The 19,520-nt window shown below is 55.5% G+C and carries 20 protein-coding genes and 1 pseudogene; 12 read left to right on the top strand and 9 right to left on the bottom strand.

Features of this window, described 5'->3' with window-relative positions:
• Positions 1–310 precede the first annotated feature (310 nt).
• Genes QMG79_RS05215 through QMG79_RS16620 form a run of 4 tightly spaced genes read left to right on the top strand, consistent with a single transcriptional unit; the run spans position 311 to position 4,652 of the window.
• Entirely contained in the window at positions 311–1,429 is a 1,119-nt protein-coding gene (locus tag QMG79_RS05215; RefSeq protein WP_283537528.1) for a phosphodiester glycosidase family protein, read from the top strand.
• Between the two features lie 21 nt (positions 1,430–1,450).
• Positions 1,451–2,446: a decaprenyl-phosphate phosphoribosyltransferase gene (locus tag QMG79_RS05210; protein ID WP_283537527.1), complete on the top strand. Its 996-nt coding sequence runs from the start codon at positions 1,451–1,453 to the stop codon at positions 2,444–2,446.
• A gap of 44 nt (positions 2,447–2,490) precedes the next feature.
• Entirely contained in the window at positions 2,491–3,906 is a 1,416-nt protein-coding gene (locus QMG79_RS05205; RefSeq protein ID WP_283537526.1) for an FAD-binding oxidoreductase, read from the top strand.
• Positions 3,903–4,652, top strand: a complete 750-nt coding sequence (locus QMG79_RS16620) for an SDR family NAD(P)-dependent oxidoreductase (protein ID WP_502934700.1) — start codon at positions 3,903–3,905, stop codon at positions 4,650–4,652. Before QMG79_RS05205 ends, QMG79_RS16620 begins: the two co-directional genes overlap by 4 nt.
• Before the next feature lie 317 nt (positions 4,653–4,969).
• Here QMG79_RS16620 and QMG79_RS05200 read toward each other — a convergent pair whose 3' ends face one another.
• Entirely contained in the window at positions 4,970–5,614 is a 645-nt protein-coding gene (locus QMG79_RS05200; protein ID WP_283538005.1) for an SGNH/GDSL hydrolase family protein, read from the bottom strand.
• A gap of 223 nt (positions 5,615–5,837) precedes the next feature.
• Positions 5,838–6,560, bottom strand: a complete 723-nt coding sequence (locus tag QMG79_RS05195; protein ID WP_283537525.1) for a phosphatase PAP2 family protein — start codon at positions 6,558–6,560, stop codon at positions 5,838–5,840.
• A 563-nt stretch (positions 6,561–7,123) separates the two neighbouring features.
• Here QMG79_RS05195 and QMG79_RS05190 point away from each other — a divergent pair.
• Positions 7,124–8,431 carry an alpha/beta hydrolase gene (locus QMG79_RS05190; RefSeq protein WP_283537524.1) on the top strand — a complete coding sequence of 436 codons (1,308 nt, stop codon included), beginning with the start codon at positions 7,124–7,126 and terminating at the stop codon, positions 8,429–8,431.
• Between the two features lie 137 nt (positions 8,432–8,568).
• On the opposite strand, the pseudogene QMG79_RS05185 reads toward QMG79_RS05190, so the two are convergent.
• The 3 genes and pseudogenes from QMG79_RS05185 to QMG79_RS05175 all read right to left on the bottom strand — a co-directional run.
• Positions 8,569–8,923 (bottom strand): annotated as a pseudogene (locus tag QMG79_RS05185) (recombinase family protein); the annotation flags it as partial.
• Positions 8,924–9,255: 332 nt separating this feature from the next.
• Positions 9,256–9,630 (bottom strand): hypothetical protein, encoded by a 375-nt coding sequence (locus QMG79_RS05180; protein WP_283537523.1) that lies wholly within the window; start codon positions 9,628–9,630, stop codon positions 9,256–9,258.
• Between the two features lie 311 nt (positions 9,631–9,941).
• On the bottom strand, positions 9,942–10,523 hold the full coding sequence (locus QMG79_RS05175) for a recombinase family protein (RefSeq protein ID WP_283538004.1): 582 nt from the start codon (positions 10,521–10,523) through the stop codon (positions 9,942–9,944).
• A gap of 425 nt (positions 10,524–10,948) precedes the next feature.
• On the opposite strand from QMG79_RS05175, the gene QMG79_RS05170 reads away from it, so the two are divergent.
• The 5 genes from QMG79_RS05170 to QMG79_RS05150 all read left to right on the top strand — a co-directional run bounded on the left by QMG79_RS05170 (position 10,949) and on the right by QMG79_RS05150 (position 14,815).
• Positions 10,949–13,129 carry an AAA family ATPase gene (locus QMG79_RS05170; RefSeq protein WP_283537522.1) on the top strand — a complete coding sequence of 727 codons (2,181 nt, stop codon included), beginning with the start codon at positions 10,949–10,951 and terminating at the stop codon, positions 13,127–13,129.
• 324 nt (positions 13,130–13,453) lie between these two features.
• A complete protein-coding gene (locus tag QMG79_RS05165; protein ID WP_283537521.1) occupies positions 13,454–13,681 on the top strand; it encodes a hypothetical protein in 228 nt (75 codons plus the stop codon).
• Positions 13,682–13,993: 312 nt separating this feature from the next.
• Positions 13,994–14,143, top strand: coding sequence for a ribbon-helix-helix domain-containing protein (locus QMG79_RS05160; RefSeq protein WP_283537520.1), 150 nt, complete (start codon positions 13,994–13,996; stop codon positions 14,141–14,143).
• On the top strand, positions 14,140–14,535 hold the full coding sequence (locus QMG79_RS05155; RefSeq protein WP_283537519.1) for a VOC family protein: 396 nt from the start codon (positions 14,140–14,142) through the stop codon (positions 14,533–14,535). The genes QMG79_RS05160 and QMG79_RS05155 overlap by 4 nt, the downstream gene beginning before the upstream one ends.
• 52 nt (positions 14,536–14,587) lie before the next feature.
• Complete coding sequence (locus QMG79_RS05150; RefSeq protein WP_283537518.1) at positions 14,588–14,815, top strand: hypothetical protein; 228 nt, start codon at positions 14,588–14,590, stop codon at positions 14,813–14,815.
• Here QMG79_RS05150 and QMG79_RS05145 read toward each other — a convergent pair.
• Both QMG79_RS05145 and QMG79_RS05140 read right to left on the bottom strand, forming a co-directional pair.
• A complete protein-coding gene (locus QMG79_RS05145) occupies positions 14,812–15,039 on the bottom strand; it encodes a hypothetical protein (RefSeq protein ID WP_283537517.1) in 228 nt (75 codons plus the stop codon). The two genes, QMG79_RS05150 and QMG79_RS05145, sit on opposite strands and share 4 nt — an antisense overlap.
• Before the next feature lie 186 nt (positions 15,040–15,225).
• Positions 15,226–16,098 (bottom strand): pentapeptide repeat-containing protein, encoded by an 873-nt coding sequence (locus QMG79_RS05140; protein ID WP_283537516.1) that lies wholly within the window; start codon positions 16,096–16,098, stop codon positions 15,226–15,228.
• 357 nt (positions 16,099–16,455) lie between these two features.
• Here QMG79_RS05140 and QMG79_RS05135 point away from each other — a divergent pair, with 357 nt between their 5' ends.
• Positions 16,456–16,881 carry a hypothetical protein gene (locus QMG79_RS05135; RefSeq protein ID WP_283537515.1) on the top strand — a complete coding sequence of 142 codons (426 nt, stop codon included), beginning with the start codon at positions 16,456–16,458 and terminating at the stop codon, positions 16,879–16,881.
• A 63-nt stretch (positions 16,882–16,944) separates the two neighbouring features.
• On the opposite strand, the gene QMG79_RS05130 is transcribed toward QMG79_RS05135, so the two are convergent.
• Positions 16,945–17,187, bottom strand: coding sequence for a hypothetical protein (locus QMG79_RS05130; RefSeq protein WP_283537514.1), 243 nt, complete (start codon positions 17,185–17,187; stop codon positions 16,945–16,947).
• A gap of 119 nt (positions 17,188–17,306) precedes the next feature.
• Here QMG79_RS05130 and QMG79_RS05125 point away from each other — a divergent pair, with 119 nt between their 5' ends.
• Positions 17,307–17,693, top strand: a complete 387-nt coding sequence (locus QMG79_RS05125; RefSeq protein WP_283537513.1) for a YunG family protein — start codon at positions 17,307–17,309, stop codon at positions 17,691–17,693.
• 35 nt (positions 17,694–17,728) lie between these two features.
• Here the strand turns inward: QMG79_RS05125 and QMG79_RS05120 are convergent, their stop codons facing one another.
• Entirely contained in the window at positions 17,729–18,262 is a 534-nt protein-coding gene (locus tag QMG79_RS05120) for a GNAT family N-acetyltransferase (protein WP_283537512.1), read from the bottom strand.
• Positions 18,263–19,520: the final 1,258 nt, after the last annotated feature.

Here is a 19,520-nt window from a genome sequence, read left to right as displayed (position 1 = left end):
CCCAGCCCGAACCTACTGAGACCTTGCGGGAAATCGCTGATCAAACCTACTACACGCAAAGAACAGCCAACCATCACAGCAACCCTGGTGGCCGGGCCCCAAGTGAACTCTCGCGCCCGATCCCTGAGCGGACGCTGAGAACGCAACCAATTCTCAGCGTCCTCTTTGCTAGGCAAGGGCATAGTCATCCCTAACTAAAGAGTGCAAACGTGCCGATAAAGGACGTCCCATGAAATCTCGATCATTTCCACCGCATGATCAGCCGATACCTGCCCCGCCCACTAATACACCCGAGAAAAGCCCCTATGCGGTGAAAGAGAAGACATCACGTCCGCGAAAGACTCACCGTGTCCGCAGGATCATTCTGATCGTTTCGCTCTCCCTCTCCCTTGTTCCCCTTAGCTCCTACGCCCAAGCACTTACCTACCCGGGAAACGCAAGCTTCGCCGACCGGACAGTGGGTTGGTTAAGAGACAACGGTGCCAGTGGAGTCGTCAACACCATCGAAAATTGGTACTACACCCACCACGCCCCATCGGCACAAGCACCACCACCTGATGCAATTCCTAAAGCCGGCGCCGCTCCCATCGTCATCGATCCAACCCTCCCAAACCTGAGAGCGAACACCGCGCCCACCCCGACACTGCCCAACGAGGGGCAATGGATTCCAGGCCCGGCCAGTTCCAACGCTCAACCCGCGCTCTACACCTCATTTGTCCAACCTGATACCAATTACCCCAGCGTCATTGCCGGTATCGCCCTGATACGCCAATCGCAAACCACCGCGCATCTGGTGGCCGGGACCCGTCAACCAGACACCGGTCCCTGGCCAGGGCAGGCCCGGGTTCCCGCCGATGACGTCGCTCATCTGTTGGCAACGTTCAACTCCGGATTCAAATCCAAAGACATTACCGGCGGTTTCTACCTCAACGGCCAATACTCCCGCGACCTCATCGATGGCCAAGCATCAGCAGTGATCACCGCAGACGGGCGAATCAGCATTGGCGCCTGGAACGCGGGCGTACAGATGAGCCCAGAAGTCACTGCGGTTCGACAAAACCTCCACTTGATTGTCTCCAAGGGCACCCAAGTACCAGATCTCAGCATCAACGCAGGCGGGACCTGGGGGAGTTCAAGAAATCAGCTCCAATACACCTGGCGATCCGGACTTGGAACAGATGCACACGGGAACCTGATCTACGTTGCCGGAAACGGCCTCACCCTCGAAACGCTCGCAACCTCACTCGTGCGTGCAGGAGCAACGACCGCCATGGAACTCGACATCCACAACGGACAGGTGAACTTCTCTTCTTGGGCATCAAACGCAACAACCTCAACACCCACAGAACTGCTACCCAACATGACTACATCTCCAGACCGCTACCTGAGCCCAGACCAGCGAGATTTCTTCTATCTCACCGTGAAATAGCCACACCTACCAGGAGAGATCATGGCCGAGCTCATCGCGCACCTGCCGCACACCACCCCAGAAGCATCAGAACCACACTTCAAAAAAACCGGCTCTAGCCGCCGCAACCGATTCTTCTTTAGCCTGGTCACTGCAGCCCGACCAACCCAGTGGCCCAAAAACCTGCTCCTTTTCGCGGCCCCCGCCGCTGCAGGAGTTCTCACCGAACCCAGCGTTGGTCTCCACGCTCTCCTGGCAGCAATGGCATTCACCCTCGGCTCAGCCGCAACGTATTTCCTGAACGATCTGCGCGACATGAGCGCTGACCAGAACCACCCGACCAAAAAATTTCGGCCCTTCGCCGCGGGACAGATCAGCGTCAGCACCGGATACGTTGTTGCTTTTCTCCTAACTGGCGCTGCCCTCTGCACTGCCATGACAGTGGGATGGATGACAGTTGCTGGACTCAGTGCCTACCTGGTGCTGACCACCGCGTATTCGCTGTACCTCAAACGCTTCCCCGTGGTCGATATTCTCGCAGTAGCCCTAGGATTCGTCGTGCGCGCAATATCAGGTGCACTTGCCACGGGCGTGGCCCTGACCTCATGGTTTGTTCTCGTAACTTTCTTTGGCGCTTTATACATCGTCACCGCCAAACGGGCCGCTGAACTTCAGGCCTACACCCCACCCATGGAAAATATGGGCACACCAACGATGCCAAGACCACAGTCGCGGGTGAGCTTGTCCCTGTACACCGAGGGCTGGTTGGAACGGACTCTGACACTGGCACTGACAAGCGCGATCATCTGTTACTCGCTCTGGGCCGTTCAATATCCCGGAAGTGCCCTTGGATCCGTGCTAATTCAAGCCTCTATCTTTGCCTTCGTTGCCACGCTGCTTCGCTACGGCTATCTCTGTTCTCGCGGGGATGGCCAACGACCTGAACACCTCATATTCAGCGATGGATTCCTTGCAGCGGCCGCGATCACTTGGCTCGGGCCCGTCACCGCAGGAATCTACCTGAGCATCTCAGGATGAAATTCTTTGAACCCACTATGGACCCCGGCCTCAAGGATGGCGCCATGAAGTCTCACCCCATAACACCTAGAACAACCCATGAAGGATTTCAATCCACCACCAAGTCCACACAAGAAGCGATCATCAACGGTTGGGGACGCACCAACCCCACACGCGTTCAGCTCAGACAACCCACCACAACGCACCAGCTACAGCAGCTACTGAGCTCCTCAACGATCCCGGTCACCGTTCGGGGGGCCGGGCGTAGCTATGCGGACGCCGCGATTGGGCGTTCATGCATCGAAACAACACTCCACACAAAAATCCGGTCTTTTGATTCGGACACTGGAATCATCGATGCCGAATCCGGAACGACACTTCAGGACCTGCACCACGTATCTATCCCAGCCGGGTGGATGCTTCCCGTGCTCCCAGGAACATCTCACATCAGCGTTGGCGGAGCTATTGCCTCTGATGTACACGGAAAAAACCATGTACACCAAGGAACATTCGGCCAGCACGTCCTAAGCCTTGAACTCATACTCCCCACCGGTCAGATCCTCACCATGAGCCCACAGACTCATCCGGATCAATTTTGGGCCACGGTATCGGGGATGGGCCTGACAGGAATCATCAGTTCCGCCAAAATTCAGCTGCACCGCATCGAGACCTCCTACCTCAGGAGCACTCAAACGAGAACAAGATCCATCGAAGAGTCCATGGACCTCATCAAAGCCTCAACACAAACGTCGTCTTATTCGGTGGGATGGATCGACGCCGCGCATTCCCAGCTACGCGGACTGGTGGAAATCAGCACCCCGGCACCACTACACGCACTTCCGGGGAACCTCCCCGGCGGCAAACTCGCGCCGCGGGCAACAAAAATGCACACCTTTAGGTCCCTACCCGGGAACGGAATCATCAACCAAGCCAGCACAAAAGCCGCAAACACGCTCCGTTGGCACTACCAAACCAACCCCCATGCCAGGATCGTTCACTTCACCCAAGCACTCACTCCCTTGGACAAAACCGATCTCTGGCCTGCAGCCTTCGGCAGACAAGGACTCATCCAATACCAATTCGCTCTACCTACCGTCAGCGAGAAAAACATTCCCAGTATTTTTCATTGGCTGCAAAGTATCAGAACAGTTCCAGCCCTTGCAGTTCTGAAATACTTCGGAGAATCAAGCAAAGGACTCTTGTCATTTCCGCAGCCAGGATGGACGCTGGCGCTCGATTTTCCCGCAGCGACTCCTTCCCTGAAAACGACCCTTACGGCCCTTACGGCCCTTGATAAGGTCATCGCGGCAGCCGGAGGCCGGATCTACCTCGCCAAAGACAACCGACTTTCGGCCCACATGCTCCCGCTGATGTACCCCCACCTGCAGCACTGGCAAACCATAAGATCCGAAATGGACCCCGAACAAAAAATGGACTCACTCCTGAACCAGCGCCTAAACCTTTCCGGCATGCACTCATGAAAAAACCGCAAGAAGGCCTAAGCCGGATCATCCTGCTCGGTGGGAGCTCTGAAATTGGGCTCGCTATCCTAGAACACACCTGCGCCACGGGAGCCGCGATCTCGTTAGTAGGCAGGCCCAGTCCAAGACAAAGCGCCGCAGCGGATCGTCTACGCGGCAGAGGACACACCGTCACTGAAGTCCCGTACGAGACGACAATGACTTTTTCCCAAACACAAGAGGTTCTTCTCCAAGCAAAAAATAGCCTTGGTGACCCACAGATTCCCGTCAGCGCTGTCATCATGGCCATCGGAACCATGGGAGAAACAGGTACCCCGGAAGTGACACTAACGACGAACCTCACCGGTCCTACACTTCTCATCCTCGCCAGCCAATGGATACTCACCAGTCAAAGTTCGGGCACGCTCATCGTCTTGTCATCCGCCGCCGCAATACGACCCCGCAACGACATCTTGTTCTACGCAATGGCCAAACAAGGAATCGACACCCTCGTACGAACCACAGCGCGTTCACTCAAAGCCCAAGGAGTCAAAACACTCCTCATCAGACCTGGATTCGTTTCCACGACCATGACATCGCACCTAACCCCACCCCCGTTCGCCACCACAAGCTGGGATATTGGACACCAAACAGCCAAAGCCCTCAAAAGAGGCAGAAGCATCATCTGGGTACCTGGAATCATGCGGTGGATCATCCTCGGGCTCAAAGCCCTACCCCGATCCATCACCCCACCCTCTTTGCAATAAAACCCTGCCACGGATGAGAGCCAACGTCCGGGAAGGACCAAGCGCCTGGTCCCGAAGATCTATACGCCCACCCGTCGATACCGGCTAAGGCGCTCCGAATTCTCTTCGGTTACGAAATCCAAAGATCTCCACACCAAATCAGTATCGGCAAGCTCCGGGAAAAACTTCCCCTCGGAAACATGCCAAGGAAGATCGATACCCACCAGCCCCGCACATCTGGGATATATCGTGAACCAAATTCTGCACGACGAGCCCAGCCGCAAGGAACCCATCTCGATCAATCAGGAAATCCACGACGTTCCCAGATGACAGCGAGGCTACGAAGACGAATGCTCTGAGATGAGTCTTTCCATCTGATCTTTGAGAAAAATTTGTCCGGCGACCGTGGGATGATCTCCATCTGGCCCAATCAGCTCCGCTGAGTTATCCATGATCCAGCCCTCCGCGATCGGATCAACGAAGAAGGCGCCTGCGTGTAAAGCTGCTTCCCGGGCTTGGTCCCGGACGGCAACCAACTCCGGATCAATGTCGGGTGTGGTGGATACAGGCCCGATAACAAGAAGGCGAGCCGAAGGCGCAAGGGACTTGACGTTGGCATAAGCCTCCGACGCGGCAGCGCCAACATCGGATAACGGAAATCCAATATCGTTCTCGGAACCGAAGAAAACCACCAGACGTGTTGTGGGGCTAACTGCCTCAGCGACCTCAGTAGCGAACGTCGACTCTTCCTCGCCTACGCTCACATACCCGCTCCCGTTTTGGGCAGTGTTCCTCAAAACAGGGTGACCTCGAACGAACGCTGCGTCATTGTTCACCAATTGAGGCCATGCATCAGCAGCTGATGTTCCGTACCCGGTACTCAGTGAATCTCCGACAATTACAATGCTGTGAGCGCTGGCCGGGGAATTGTCCTGAGCCGAAGAACAATGAGAAAGAGCCGCGGCTAGGAGCGCGGAGGTCACCACAACGCTGGTTGAGTTCACCCACCTCCGGGATGGCTTTACCTCAAATCGGCCGAGTGTAGAAATGGTCCTCAGAGCCAACACCCTTCTACTTCTGGCACGATGAACTCAAGAAAAAGCGTCCTCTGCAAAGACAAGTGCTACAGAATAAAATGCTTGCAGCAGAGATCCCGAGGCCAAGAACGTTATCAATCATGGCACTCATGATCGTATGTGCCCTTCCTCAGGTGAGCGAAGTAGTCGAAGTGAACCTCGCCAAAAGCCGGGAGTTATCCAGTCGAGGTTCAATGAAGGCGTTCCATAAAACCAACCACATCAGCACTCCCGCGCCGCTGATCAGGACCGAGCCGACAACGTCCGAGACGTAGTGCACGCCCAAATACAGCCTGGACAGGGCAACAAGGACCGTGAATATCACACCGGCGAAAATGATCCATCGGCGCCACATCCCTGGACGGGTTAACACCAAAATAATCGCCAAGGACAAAGATGCCGCGAAGGCTGTGTGTCCACTGGGGAAACTATCACGCCCGGATTCGATAACCAACGGGTGAACCAAGACAGCAGGCGGACGCAATCTTCCAACAGTGAACTTGCCAATTTCTGAGCTAAGCCAACCCACAGCTGTAATCGAACCAAAGGCAAAAGACTGAAGGGGAGCCCGACGAACGAAAAGCAACCACACACAAATCACACCAAGAATAATGACTGCACCCACTGGTCCAAGACCCACGTGAACGCCCACCGCGAGAGCATTCAACAAAGGATTGCGTATCTCGCTGAGTCCCACATCAACACCGATGTCAGGACCAGAGGAACCAAAAGACTTAGCCACTAGACCCAAAGTAAGAGTCAGGATCAACAAGGCAACACCAACCGGCAGCAAAATCCAGGACCGCACGCGGGCATACAACGGCAACGTTCCTCTCAGCGAACGTTCGCTCATAAGGTCACCCTGGGGTCCTCGCCACATACTCTTCACCGAACCAGTGTGCTTGCACCTACCTGAAGAAACCCTGAGTAGCCCCGAAGTCCGTCGTACACGGCCACCCCAGTAACTTCTGCCATCACCACCGCCGGAACGATCAACGAAACCAGAAGGAAAGATCAATCCATGAGGGGACCCACCTCCGAAGTGATACTCTCTGGACCACGCAGATATGAACTGCAAAAAGTGTGGGAAACAGAAACTTTTGCCCCCCACCAATACACAAACACGCAACACTGAAGCCCACGAACGCCACACACGCACCGCGCACGTGCATTCCCGAACAGCCGCTCGAGGGCAATCACAGCCGACTAGTCAGCTGGACCAGAATCAACGACCTAAAATCTCACAATGGCTAGGACTAGATTCCCCACCCACGGAGAGGACCCGATGGACCCGCGAACTGAAATCAGGCCGAAAATGAACGTCCCTAACTCAGAGCTGCAATCGATCCCCCCGACAGGGAACTGCCTACGCCCAGCACCAAAAGCATGTAACACCCGTGCTGGCTCACTACGCCAATGAACATTTCCAACGTGAACCTCACTAACGGAGTAGTACCCATCCTCACGGGCGTTCTTGGTGCCGCCGGCCTACTCTGGCTCGTCGTGCTTTCGTTAAGAAAAGACCTACGCCGGACAATCCTGTCCACAGCAGTGGCCTTCATCCTGAGCGTCGGATTGTGGTTCGTCACCGAACGCATCTGGAATATTTGGGGAGCGCCCCAGCCCCCAGAGCTCTACATCCCAATCGGGATGGCGTTCCTTGCCCTCGTACTCGGAGCACAACAATTATTCCGCCGAGCCCGCATCCACAACAAAATCATCACCGCCTCCTCAATCGCATTTGTGCTCGTAGCCTCCACCACCACGATCAACTCCCACTACGGCACCTACCCCACAATCGGGTCCCTGGTCGGAACCAACGTAAAGCTTGAAACCCTTCCAACAACACCTCCCGGAACTGGCACTGGCTCAACTTCAGTTCCTCTGACGCGTGAAGCTACCTGGGTACCGCCTCAAACCATGCCCACAAAAGGCTTCGTTTCCGAAGTCACCATCCCCGGCCCCACATCCGGAGTCACAGCAGGCAAAGGCTACGTCTGGTTACCGCCAGCATATCTAGCCACTCCCCAAGCATCAGTGCCCGTTCTCGTACTCTTCCACGGCGTCCCCGGTGGACCCAAGGACTGGCTCACCGGCGGGCAACTCGCGGACTTCATGGACACATACGCTTCAGCTCACAAGGGCCTAGCACCCATAGTCGTCATGCCAGATGCAAATCAAGGCAGCGTCACCGAACCCTCTTTATGCATGGACACCAGCCACGGCAAAGCCGCAACCTACCTCGCCGTCGACGTTCCTAACTGGGTCAAGACCGTCCTCCACGCCGGGCAAGGTCCGGCCACGAATTGGGCTGTAGCTGGCTTCTCCTACGGCGGAACATGTGCGCTCCAACTTGCCGTGAACTTTCCCCAGATCTATCCCAGCTTTATCGATATCTCCGGAGAAAACATGCCCACGGTCCCCGCAGGCACCCGAGCACTCATTACCTCCTACTTTTCCGGCAACACAACAGCGTTCTCTCAACAAAACCCCTTAGACGTCATTAAAAATGGTCACTTCCCCACAACAGCTGGCCTCATCACAGTCGGAGCCGACGACAGCTTCTACAAACCTCAAGGCGAACAAATCTACGCCGCAGCTCAGGCAGCAGGAATGGACGTAACCCTACAAGTCCTCCCAGGATCACACAGCTGGCAAGCCTGGCGACCCGGCCTAGAAAATAACCTCAACTGGCTCATGAACCGCTACGGGGTAATCCCGTAACCAACACGCACGGAACTGCTGAGAGTTTGATTGACTTCTTAACCCGTGGGGACAATCTTTGCGAGTGAAAGGGGCTCCTGAAGGTTTGATTGACACTTTGGACTGCCGGGGCTGCCTCCATTTTTTGACTCTTCAACCTAGCCGAAAAGTTTCCGTGATTGTCTATAAAACGTAGACCCCGGACATCCCAAGATCCCACGCAACCTAAGCGGCAAGTTCCCCAGCATCGACCAGGCGCATGGCTGTTCGGATCTGACTATCCATAACACGTACAGGTCGGCCACCCAGATCCTTACCCGCTTCCCTGCGTTTGCTGATGCAATCGGTGAGGCGTTCGCTTTTGATCTCATGTTCCATCTGCGCCAAGGCAGCCATGATCGTGAACACCACCGACCCCATCGGCGTCGTTGTATCCACATCCCCTCCCCCAAGATTCAACACACGCAACCCCGCACCCCGCCCACGCAACTCATTAGCAAAAATCAACATGTTGCACGGCTAGCTTCCAAGAAGGTCCATCGTCGGTACCATCAGAGCACCGGGGCCGTCCTCGCCTCGATTGCGGCTATGCAGGAGCGTACTCGCGCTGATAACAGCGCATACAAAAACGATCAGCCAACCTATGTTTAGGTCTGAAGCCTCGCCTTAGAAATGGGCTGCGGCGAAGGCTGCCAATACCCGCTCCTACAATTCTGTTCTGGCCTCCGAACGAGGCAAAATTCTTGATTCCAAAGGCACTGTCCTATCCCAGGTCATCGTTCCAAGGCTAGTACTGGGGCACCACACCATGGTTGAGAGTCATGGATATTCATTTTTGATCCTTCTTACATGGCTCGGAGTGCCGCTTCTTCAAGGCCGACTTCGACAAAATAGTGGAATTTTCTCAGTGCGTCCCATTCGACTCCACCACTTTCATGAAGCTCTATAAATATTTCGTACCAGTTATCTGCGGACAGTCCTAGGAGGCGAGCCTCGTGAGCTGGGTGGCAGCGCTGAATTCGTTCTTCGTTCGCGTTCCATACTCGATACGCCATGCTCAGTGGGTCGAAGGACGTCGAGCTGCTGTGTGGGTGAGTTTCTTCACTCTGGTAGTGATTCGGAAGGGTGTAGTCCCAGAGCGGAATCATCATGGCGGGGCCCTCATCTGACGGTCGCGGGGTCAGCGCGCACAGGATTTTGCCTACAGCACCCTTCAACATGGATTCTCTTCCGCAGTATCCGCAATTGTTGATATGTATACCCAAAATACCGGTTGGGACGTTTCCATGGAAGATTCCTCCGTCGAAAATTGTCCTTCCCTGGCTGAAAACTTTAGAATTTCGTCGATTTCTCTTGGGTCGTGGGGTTGCGCTGCCCGGGGCGTACTGAAAATCTTGATTTTGCCGTCGTGGTGATGCAATGGATAACCGGCATTATTGGGGATTCTTTCTAAGTGAAATTGATCAGCCTTTGCGCTGTCATACGGGAATTTCTATTGTTGTGAAAGCTTCGACTTGATTGACCCTCTGACCTAGCCGACAAGGCCCCGTGAGCGTCTGTAGAACGTTGCCCGGGACATTCCAAGATCCCGCGCGACCTGGGCAGCAGGTTCCCCGCCATCAACTAGGCGCATGGCGGTACGGATCTGACTATCGGTTACCCGTACAGGCCGGCCGCCCAGGTTCTTCCCTGCTGCCCTGCGTTTGCTGATGGAATCAGTGACGCGTTCGCTTTTGATCTCATGTTCCATCTGAGCCAGGGCAGCCATGATCGTGAACAACATCGACCCCATCGGGGTCGTTGTATCCACATCCCCTCCCCCAAGATTCAACACACGCAACCCAGCACCCCGATCACGTAACTCATTAGCAAACGCCAACATGTTCTGCGTCGAGCGTCCCAAACGATCAAGTGTCGTAATCACCAGAGTGTCCCCCTCAACCAACGCCTCCAAGGCCCGATCAAACTCAGGCCTCGACGCCCTCGCACCAGAGACCCCGTGATCCACGTACAGATCATCACGGCGTACACCGGCCGCAAGAAGATCTTGCTCCTGCCGATCAGTAGACTGCTGCCGCGTCGACACCCGCGCATAACCAATCAACTTCCCCACAACAACCTCCAACATGTCTCATAACTAACAGTGTGTGCATCAATTCAACCAGTAACTTACAACACATAGATACGAGAAATTTCGGCTGAGGCCGAAACCGCAGAAACCCGGGGAACGCGAGCCACTCCCCCGCTTCTGATTTCTGGGTCCGTGAGACGCCTCTTAACCCTAGGGATACGAGGCGTCGGGGCTGTTGCGGTTGAGGGACCTTCACCGGGCATTAAGATCTACATGCATGGTGGGACGCACAGCAAGACCCGGATTGTGTGAACAGTGATTTCATCCCGGCGCGGCCAGATGCCACATTCGTAAAACCCGGTATGTTTCATAGAAAGTTCAAGTGCGGCGCAAAGCGTCGAACTTTGAACCACGAGCCGAAATGGCAGATCAAAACAGATCGTCATGAAATATACAGGGGGTGGGCCATGACTGAGCCCGAGATTGACACTGTGAAAGTGGAACGAAACGCGCCGGCTGGTTACCAAATCAAAATCAAGGACTGCAACAGTATTGGCGAGGTGAATATCTCCCTTCGCCGGTCATCTCTAAACATCAAGTACGGGCCCAACGGCCTCGGCAAGAGCACAATCGCTCGAGCGCTCACTCTACGTACCGAGGGGGGAACCCTGGATGAATTGACCCCTTTCAAGTACCGGGCAACATCCGACGGCCCACAACCAACCGTAGAAGGCGCTGAAGAGATCAACAGCGTACTGACCTTCAACGATGCCTACGTATCGCAGTTTGTGTTCCAGCCCGACGAGGTACTCAAAAATAGCTTCGAGATTTTTATCAACACGGACGACTACAAGCAGGGACTCGAAAAGATCGAGTCCATGTTCCAGTCTCTGAAAGAGACGTTTGCGCAGCAGACAGAGTTCAACGAAGCTCTACTCAGCTTCACTGAGCTGCGTGATGCTTTCAACGTTACAAAAACAGGTGCCGTTGCAAAGACCAGCCGAGGATTCAAAGCCCTGGGAGTTGGCGGCAAGCTCAAGAATATTCCAATGCCGCTACAGGGCTACACAGGTTTTCTGCAAAGCAGTGATCCAGCGGGTTGGATCACTTGGCAATCGAAGGGAAAGGCGTTCCTCGACCTCTCCGAAAACTGCCCGTTCTGCTCGGTCCAAAGTGTGGACAAAGCCACTGCAACCCAGGTATCTGCGGAATACGAGTCCGCCGCGGTCAAGAATATGAGTGCGCTGCGGAACGCCATAGATAAGCTCGGCCGCTACTTTGAACCCGGTTACCTAACGCAGCTAGAAGCCTTGACGACATCCCTCACTGAAATCACACCGGAGGAGGGCCTCTTCCTTGCCACTTTGCGAGGACAGGTGGAGACGCTCCTCCTAAAGCTTTCCGCGCTACAAAAACTGTCGTTCCATGCCCTGCGAGACGAAAAAGATGTGGGGACCCTCCTAAAAGAACTCAAGGTCGATCTGTCCCTACTACATGCACTCAATTCGGACGCAACTACGGTGGTAGTGGATCTGATCAACGCGAAGCTTGACGAAGTTGCGATCCAGATCATCGATGTTCGACGCAACATTTCAGAACAGAAGAGGAGGGTTGCGAAACTAATTCAGATCAACCAGACATCAATAAATGAGTTTCTCAATTCCGCGGGCTATCAATACTCAGTCCGGATTGAGGCCACCGGGGATTCATATCGCATGCTCCTGGAACACAAGGACGCTCCTGGACACCTCGAGTCTGCATCAAGTCATTTAAGCTATGGCGAGAAAAACGCTTTTGCGCTGGTGCTGTTCATGCATCATGTAAATCGGGAGCAACCAGACCTAGTTGTACTGGACGATCCGATCTCCAGCTTCGATAAGACGAAGAAGTTCGCAATCCTCCACCAGCTGTTCCACGGTAAGAACAGCCTCCGCAACGTAACATCGCTTCTTCTTACTCACGACATCGAACCGGCCGTGGACATCGTGCTGACCGGAACATCGGGCCAGTTCACGGCGGCAGATCCTGCTGTGCACTTCCTTAGCGGCCGGGCAAGGCTGGTGACCGAGAAGCCCATCGAGGCAAACGATATCAATACGTTCTCCCAGGTATGCGACTCCAATATTTCGTCAGCCAGCGATGATGCCATCAAATGCATCTACCTGCGACGCCGGTTCGAGGTGCATGGTTCCCGCGGCCGTGAGTACGACCTCCTGTCGAGCCTGCTTCATCTGCGGGAGGTCCCGACACAAAAGACGGGGACTCAGCAGACGCCACTCACAGACACGAACATCCTCGAAGCTACCGAAGCCGTCAAAGAACACATCTCCAGCTTTGACTACGCGCGGATACTCTCAGAACTCAAGGACGCCGTAGCCCTGAAGGCCAAGTTCGACGCTACGGACGTGGGCTATGAAAAAGTGCAACTCTTTAGAGTCATGTCCGAGCTAAACCCCATCGCACTGAAAGGGGACAAAGTCTTCACGAAGTTCGTCAACGAGACCTATCACATCGAAAACGAGTATGTGATGCAGCTCAATCCAAGAGACTTCGACGCTGTCCCGGAGTACGTCATCGCTGCGTGCACCGCGCTTGTGGACGGGGCGTTTGCGGAGGATGGAAATTCGGAGGACGGGGCCGCGGCCTAACCGACGAGCGGCGGTTCACGATCCCGGCCACGTCACACTCCTGACGTAGTGCGGCATGGCTGACACATACAGTGAACTGGTCTCCCAAGTTGGGCTGATAAATCAGCTCTAACTTTCAGGGACCAGTTCACTGTATGCCGCCCCATTCCTGGGCTTATCTCTTGAATGACTATGTCAACCGGACTCAGGACCACTAAGACGGTTTGAACCGGGACCACCTAACTTCAAGCGGCTTCGCCGTTAGACGTCGGCCCTGTTCGGGGTATCTTCAGTCAAAGGCACTAGTTGGCTCGCGCCCTAACACAGGCACCGAATGAGGACACCATGCGCAACGTATACGAGATTGGTTTCTATGTTTGCCTAGCGATCGGTATGGGATTAGCGGTGTGGGCCCTTGTGCGCCGGAAGCCTGGTGAATACCTGGACGATCCAAAACACAGGCCACTGCTGATAGCGACCATGGCCTTTGTGCTTCTCGGTATTGTGCTGGCTTTCCTGATGGCGAATACGCCTGCAACGTCCGCCGCAGTGACTTTCTTCGGGAATCCATAAAGACTGCGGACAGCCATTCGGGGCCGCATTTGGGCTGTGTCACTCGGCTAGGCCTGCATTTTGTTGGGCAATGGTGTGGGCGAGGCGGTAGGAGTCGGTGCCGGCGGGAGAGGATCCGACAATGCCTGCCGGACTGTTTCCCTGGCGATCTGAGACCGCTTTGCCAGCCCACGGATGGACAAACCCTCAACGCGGGCGTCTCTGCGGATCTTGGCAAACAGCTCCATGCGCACCCTCATCCGGACCTCCCAATGCTCGCTTTCATCGATAAAACCCTTGTTTCTTAATAGCTAGCTTGCTAGCATTCTAGCTATGGCCGATAAAACCCAATTCAACATCTATTTGCCCCCACAGCTGGTCAGACAGGTGAAGCACGCCGCTATCGAGCGCGGATTGTCGCTGTCATCGTTCGTAGAAGAAGCGCTGACTGCGTCTCTAAACAAGGAAGAATCAAGCAAATGAAAGTCACACCAATCCGTTTCGTGCGGGACATCGAGCTCGCGAATAGGTTTTATTCCGCACTCGGACTGCTGGAAAATGCTGCAGCTACAAGCGGCACCTGGGCCGACATGCGTGGGGGCGGGAGCCAGTTAGGACTGCACATCGCCGAAACGGCCACAACTCACGCAGACGCTGGAGCCGTGGCGCTGCAATTTACCAGCGACGAAAAACTGGAACTCACTACTAAGCGGCTCGAAGAGGCGGGCTACACGCCATCAGAGATCATGGACGAAACCTTCGGCCGATATTTCACCGTCAAAGATCCTGATGGATACCTTATCCAGGTGAACGAGTTGGACGAGGAGCTCAACAGCCTCAGCTATGAGACGCGAGAGTCTTCAGCCCTGAAGTAGGAAATGGCCACCAGACCGCTTCCACCAACTCAATAGAACGCATGCCTAAAGCATGGCCGAAGTTGCTAAGCCCTGCAGTTACCGGCCGCTGGACGACCCAGCGGCCGGGAAAAGATCCTTTGGAATCATTGTTGTCGAGGGCGAGACTTCCCTACCCCAGGTCATCGCCATCCGTTTCTCGGCAGCGGCCGCAGTTCTCACCAAAAGACCGCTCGCAAGGCACCGGGCAACGACATCCCAGCTAACACCAGCGCCATGGGGACAGATAGAAGCCTTTTAGGCTTGGCGGGCGTTGTGATAGATCAGCCTCTTGACTGTGATGATTGCTGCGGGCATCAAAAAGACCGCGCTGCACACTATCTGGACAACGGCGGTGTTGATGTCTGCCCCCGGCCAAGGGACATAGCCGAAGCGGTTACCGCCATATTCAACAAAATCGATCATTGAAACAGCCACCTCGATCAGTGCCACAAAAGTTCCGACCGCGAAAGCGTGGTGTCTCAAACCTAAGTGCCTCGAAACCCATGTGTTTCGAGGCACTTAGGTTACGAGACACCTAACCACCCGGGGGTGCGAGATAGGTGCCGTTTAGCTGATCGGCTACCGGACACTTTCCGCCGGAGGTTTTAGGTGCCGACTGGCGGGCAACTGATGTGTAGTTGCCGGCCAGCGGGCACCGTTGTGTCGTCTTCAGCTGTTGTTGGGCCAATGAGTAGGACTGCTGAGATCCGGGGGTAGGTACGTGTGGGCGTCGCCCTGGGCGGCGTTGAGTTGCGCCTGTGTCAGATAGAGAGTTCTGGAAAGATCGGCTCCTTCGAGACGGGTATCTCTGAGGTCAGCGCCGAGGAGGTCTGCGCCTGAGAGGTCGCAGTCTCGCAGGTCCGCGGCGATGAGATAGGCACCTCGAAGGTCTGCCCCACACAGCGACCTGGACTTCATATTCTTGCCCATGAGGTCTGCTCCAGGGACAAGCGCAGCATCTAGGTGATCATCACCAGTTGCAAGGTATGAGGACCTCACTTCTTCGCTGACGTCCATTAGTACGGACCGAACCCGAGCGTGCATGTCGCCGAGGTTCAGGGAGAGGACCTGCTGCGTTTCGGCTATCGTATTTTCGATTGTCATTCTGAGCTCGTTGACCTGGTGCGAGGTGTCCGGGTCGAAGGTCCTGCTGGTAGCTTCTGCCAGGTACCAGAGCATTTCGTGGAGTTGCCGGACGACCTTGAAAGACGAGAACATGTCTTTCGCTGTTACTGGATCCGCTTTCCAGCTTATTCCTTGGAAGAGGTTCTGTGAGACGTTTTGGCCGGCTCCGAAGCAGTCGAAGACAGTGCATCCTCGGAAGCCTCGCGGGCGCAGGCTGTCGTGGATGGTGCAGGAGAAGTCGGAGGCAAGGTTCTGGCAGGGACTTCCTGCTGGCTTGTCGATGGCGAAGTCCGTGGTGCGGGAAAAGCCGAGTGCGGTGCAGCAGAGCGCGAAGCAGTTGGCGCAATCAGGGCGCAGTGATTCTCGGTCAAGGGCAGGTGTGGAGGGCGCGGCGGAGTCGCTCGAAATGAAGGGCATGTGATCTTCTCTGGATGAGTTCGGTGAGGGGCCGGGTGCCAGGGGGACTCGCGAGGGAGTCCCCCTGGAGGGCACACGGGATCACCGCTTCCAAGGGAAGCGAACGGGAACCGCTGCATCGACTCTGGGTCACAGAGAAAGTAAGAATGTCACTGCGGTCAAACGTAGCACCACGTCCTACCCGCCCGGTAGCTGGCGGTTCGGCGGACGCCTAGGTGTTCGATAGGGGATCCTGTACCGGGCGCGCAATTGTTTGTCTGCTTTGCCGCTTCTCGTAGACCCAGCCCTTGCCTCGCCCGGCCAGGAGCAGCACATAGCGGGGTCGTCTTTTGCTCATGCGTGCCCTAGGTTTGGGAGATGGCACTGAGGCAAAAAGTGGTTTGCGGATTATCTGGGGGAGCTTTGGCTGCGCTATTAGCCGGTTGCTCTGTCGACTCATTGATATGGGGAAGTAACGGCGCCAAAGTAATTGAAGCAACGGAGAAGCTCATTGCCGACTTGGCTGCGGGCGAAACGTCGGACCTTGTTTGCGCTGATTCCACTGCAGATTTTGGCAACCCTAGCGACTGGTCTTCGCTGTCTGCTGGTGAGCCGGAGAAGTTTTCCGGCAAGTATTGGAAGGACCAAGCAGCGCTTAATCCGCAGTGGAGCATCAACCTGGAGGGCTTACCCGAGGGTGCATCGTCGGGCACCACTTTCCCGGGCGATCTCTTCTTCCGTGAGACTGGTGATGAGCTATGCGTCATCGATGTCGCTTGGGCAACGCTTTCAGCAGTGGAATAAGGTGGCGAAGACTTTTTGCCCGTCCGTAGGTGGATCCTTTACCGGACAGTGCTCGATTTCAGATCAGGTGGCCCGCCCAGTGGTCCGGCACCGAGCTGCGTATACAGTCAGGCTCAGGCTAACGGCCAAACTAAGGAACAAAGCCAAAAAGCCGGCGCCTACGGCCATACCGTAGCTTGCCGGATCAGGCACCGAATCAACGACGGGCTCCATATAGAACCAGATGGTCGCGCCGGCGCTGACTCCAAGTAGCACGATCAGCCCGGTGACAATCCACGCAGCTATTGCAAGGACACCGATCTTCATGTTTCCCCCAGTGAGCGGACAGACGTCTTGGTCAGACTCTACCTGGCAGCCAAAACCCCAAAAGAGTGTCCGCCAAGGGATCCGTCACCGTTCAGTAGGTCCCTTGCTACGCTGTCGCCATGACTCACACATTGCTTGAGCTCGAGCGAGCATTCCGCCTGTCTTGGAGTGCAGATACGACTTGTCTCGACGCCAAGAGCCTCACGAAGTGGCACCCCGACAATGCGGCACACGGCCAGTGTGGACCCACAGCTCTCATCGTTCAAGACCTGCTCGGTGGTGATCTCCTCATCGCAGAAGTCAGCGGCGGCAACGAGGGGGACGAAGTCCAGTACTGGAACCGGTTCTCCGGTGGCTTCGAGATCGACCTCACCCGAGAGCAATTCAAAAGTCACCGCATCATTGGGGAGCCCCGCGTCGTCGTCCGATCAGCAGAAGGACCACGAGCGTACGTCAGCGAATACCAACTGCTTCGCACCAGAGTGCTGTCCGCGCTGAGCCTCTGATCCATTCGCTCATGGAACATCCGTTGAAGGATTCTTTACCGGGATAACGGGAGCATCGAGAGATCTGGGTTTGAATCCGTACGCAGCCGCGCGTGGGTCTCGACGTCGAAGCGTTCAGCACCGTACAGCAGCTTCTGGCGCTCGATACCTTCGGGGATGAATCCGGCATTGGTGGCGACCTTGCACGAAGCTAGATTGTTGACTCGGTGCCCTAGCTCGAGGCGGAAAAGTCCATCTTCGAATGCTGCTGCGGCGATCGTTGATAAGGCTCGCACTGCATAGCCGCGGCCACGGGCCGCAGAGGTGAGCCAGTAGTACGTCCAAGCAGTTCCGTGGCGCCGGTCAATGGCTGATAGCCCTACATTGCCTACGGCGGCACCATCGATCGTGATAGCCCAGTTACGCCTTGACTCTTTCAACGGAAGTTGAGCGCCGATGTAGTCACGTGCCTGGTCGACCGTGGCTAGGTCCGCACTGCCAAATTGCGTCTTCAGGTCCGGGTTATGCCGATATGCATCCCACAGCGCAGGTGCGTCCTCAAGCGTCCAGGGGCGAAGTTCTACGGTCATAGTTCCTATCGTGCCCGACAATGTAGGGCCGCTATGAATCTGCCCGTAAGCCGGTCCTCCACCGAAGTGTGCGGTGACGAAATCGAAAATTTGCGAAACGGCATGGTTCCGCAGACAACACATTCCCGTATGCCCCGCCCGACTTAATGCCAAATGAAGGCGCCCCAAACGCTACACACCAAGCCGTCTCGTATCTCTAGGAAAGCGAAGTGTTTCGCCGTGTACGGCCCGGCGCGCGAACCAGCCTGATCGGTTGCAGTAGCTGTGTTGCATCGCATAGGATAAAACACAGCTACAACCGATCAGGCTGGTTCGCGCGCTGGGCCTTGCATGGGATACGTCTCGCTCTCTTAGGGATACGAGACTGTTGATACTTTGCAGTCCTAGCCCTCTTTGCGAGGACCTAAATTGAGCACATAGCCGGCAATCGGGACGAATAATGGTTTAGGTGGCGACTCAGTAACACCAAACCTGTGGGCGCCCAACGCTCGTGAATCTTTCCAGGCGAAGTGCCATCTCTTCGTTCCAAAGGTCCCCCAACCCCGATTCTGAACCTGATATCGCGGATATCAAGGGCCAGGAGCAACAATGGTCTTCATCAGCCTCCCGCGCCTGTGGCCGTCAACATCGCCGTAGTCTTCGAGAAGCGGATAGTAGACATATTTCTTTCCCGAAGAAGAGTGATCCTTACCGGCAATCCTTCTTAAATCCAAGATACGAGACAGACGGATTCGTTGCCTCGACAAGTAACGTCGGCAGTTTGGGGACTCTCTGAGCAGTGCGGGTATTAGGTTTGGAACATGACACATTCTGATCATGCTGGGACCGAAGTACCCCCAAAGGTAACCGGTGGCCTGCTCCTGTGTGGGGCCACCATCGTACTAATGTTTTCAATCCTCACCTTGGGAGGTGCCTCAGAGTGGTTTGACTACGTTTCTGGCGTCATCTTCCTATCCCTCGCGAGCGTTCTTGCATACCGGGGCCTTCAATCGCTACCCAAGCGTTGGTACGCGGTCAAAAAATAACCACCAGTAAAGGTCTTGCCGTTATCGGCTAGAACCCTTGCTGGGTCCAAGCGCACTCGTCGATCACGGCCTTCGGCAGTGGTGACCAAGGCCTAAGAACCTACCTCGCCGCCCCCTACCAAAGAGATCGCGCCATCTCGGAGAAGAAGGCGCATTGCGACATCTGACAGAGTAAACCCATGGATATCACCTGGTGACTCCTTGCCCTGACCCTCATTGTCCTGTTCGCAAGC

This window comes from Pseudarthrobacter sp. PS3-L1, from assembly GCF_030063285.1.
Lineage (GTDB): Bacteria > Actinomycetota > Actinomycetes > Actinomycetales > Micrococcaceae > Arthrobacter.
This window is presented reverse-complemented; position numbering and strand designations above follow the sequence as displayed.

Coding starts and splice junctions, on each gene's coding strand:
- QMG79_RS05210 (WP_283537527.1), top strand. CDS start 1,451: ATGGCCGAGCTCATCGCGCACCTGCCGCACACCACCCCAGAAGCATCA.
- QMG79_RS05205 (WP_283537526.1), top strand. CDS start 2,491: ATGAAGTCTCACCCCATAACACCTAGAACAACCCATGAAGGATTTCAA.
- QMG79_RS16620 (WP_502934700.1), top strand. CDS start 3,903: ATGAAAAAACCGCAAGAAGGCCTAAGCCGGATCATCCTGCTCGGTGGG.
- QMG79_RS05195 (WP_283537525.1), bottom strand. CDS start 6,560: ATGAGCGAACGTTCGCTGAGAGGAACGTTGCCGTTGTATGCCCGCGTG.
- QMG79_RS05190 (WP_283537524.1), top strand. CDS start 7,124: ATGAACATTTCCAACGTGAACCTCACTAACGGAGTAGTACCCATCCTC.
- QMG79_RS05180 (WP_283537523.1), bottom strand. CDS start 9,630: ATGTTGAAGGGTGCTGTAGGCAAAATCCTGTGCGCGCTGACCCCGCGA.
- QMG79_RS05170 (WP_283537522.1), top strand. CDS start 10,949: ATGACTGAGCCCGAGATTGACACTGTGAAAGTGGAACGAAACGCGCCG.
- QMG79_RS05165 (WP_283537521.1), top strand. CDS start 13,454: ATGCGCAACGTATACGAGATTGGTTTCTATGTTTGCCTAGCGATCGGT.
- QMG79_RS05160 (WP_283537520.1), top strand. CDS start 13,994: ATGGCCGATAAAACCCAATTCAACATCTATTTGCCCCCACAGCTGGTC.
- QMG79_RS05155 (WP_283537519.1), top strand. CDS start 14,140: ATGAAAGTCACACCAATCCGTTTCGTGCGGGACATCGAGCTCGCGAAT.
- QMG79_RS05150 (WP_283537518.1), top strand. CDS start 14,588: ATGGCCGAAGTTGCTAAGCCCTGCAGTTACCGGCCGCTGGACGACCCA.
- QMG79_RS05140 (WP_283537516.1), bottom strand. CDS start 16,098: ATGCCCTTCATTTCGAGCGACTCCGCCGCGCCCTCCACACCTGCCCTT.
- QMG79_RS05135 (WP_283537515.1), top strand. CDS start 16,456: ATGGCACTGAGGCAAAAAGTGGTTTGCGGATTATCTGGGGGAGCTTTG.
- QMG79_RS05130 (WP_283537514.1), bottom strand. CDS start 17,187: ATGAAGATCGGTGTCCTTGCAATAGCTGCGTGGATTGTCACCGGGCTG.
- QMG79_RS05125 (WP_283537513.1), top strand. CDS start 17,307: ATGACTCACACATTGCTTGAGCTCGAGCGAGCATTCCGCCTGTCTTGG.
- QMG79_RS05120 (WP_283537512.1), bottom strand. CDS start 18,262: ATGACCGTAGAACTTCGCCCCTGGACGCTTGAGGACGCACCTGCGCTG.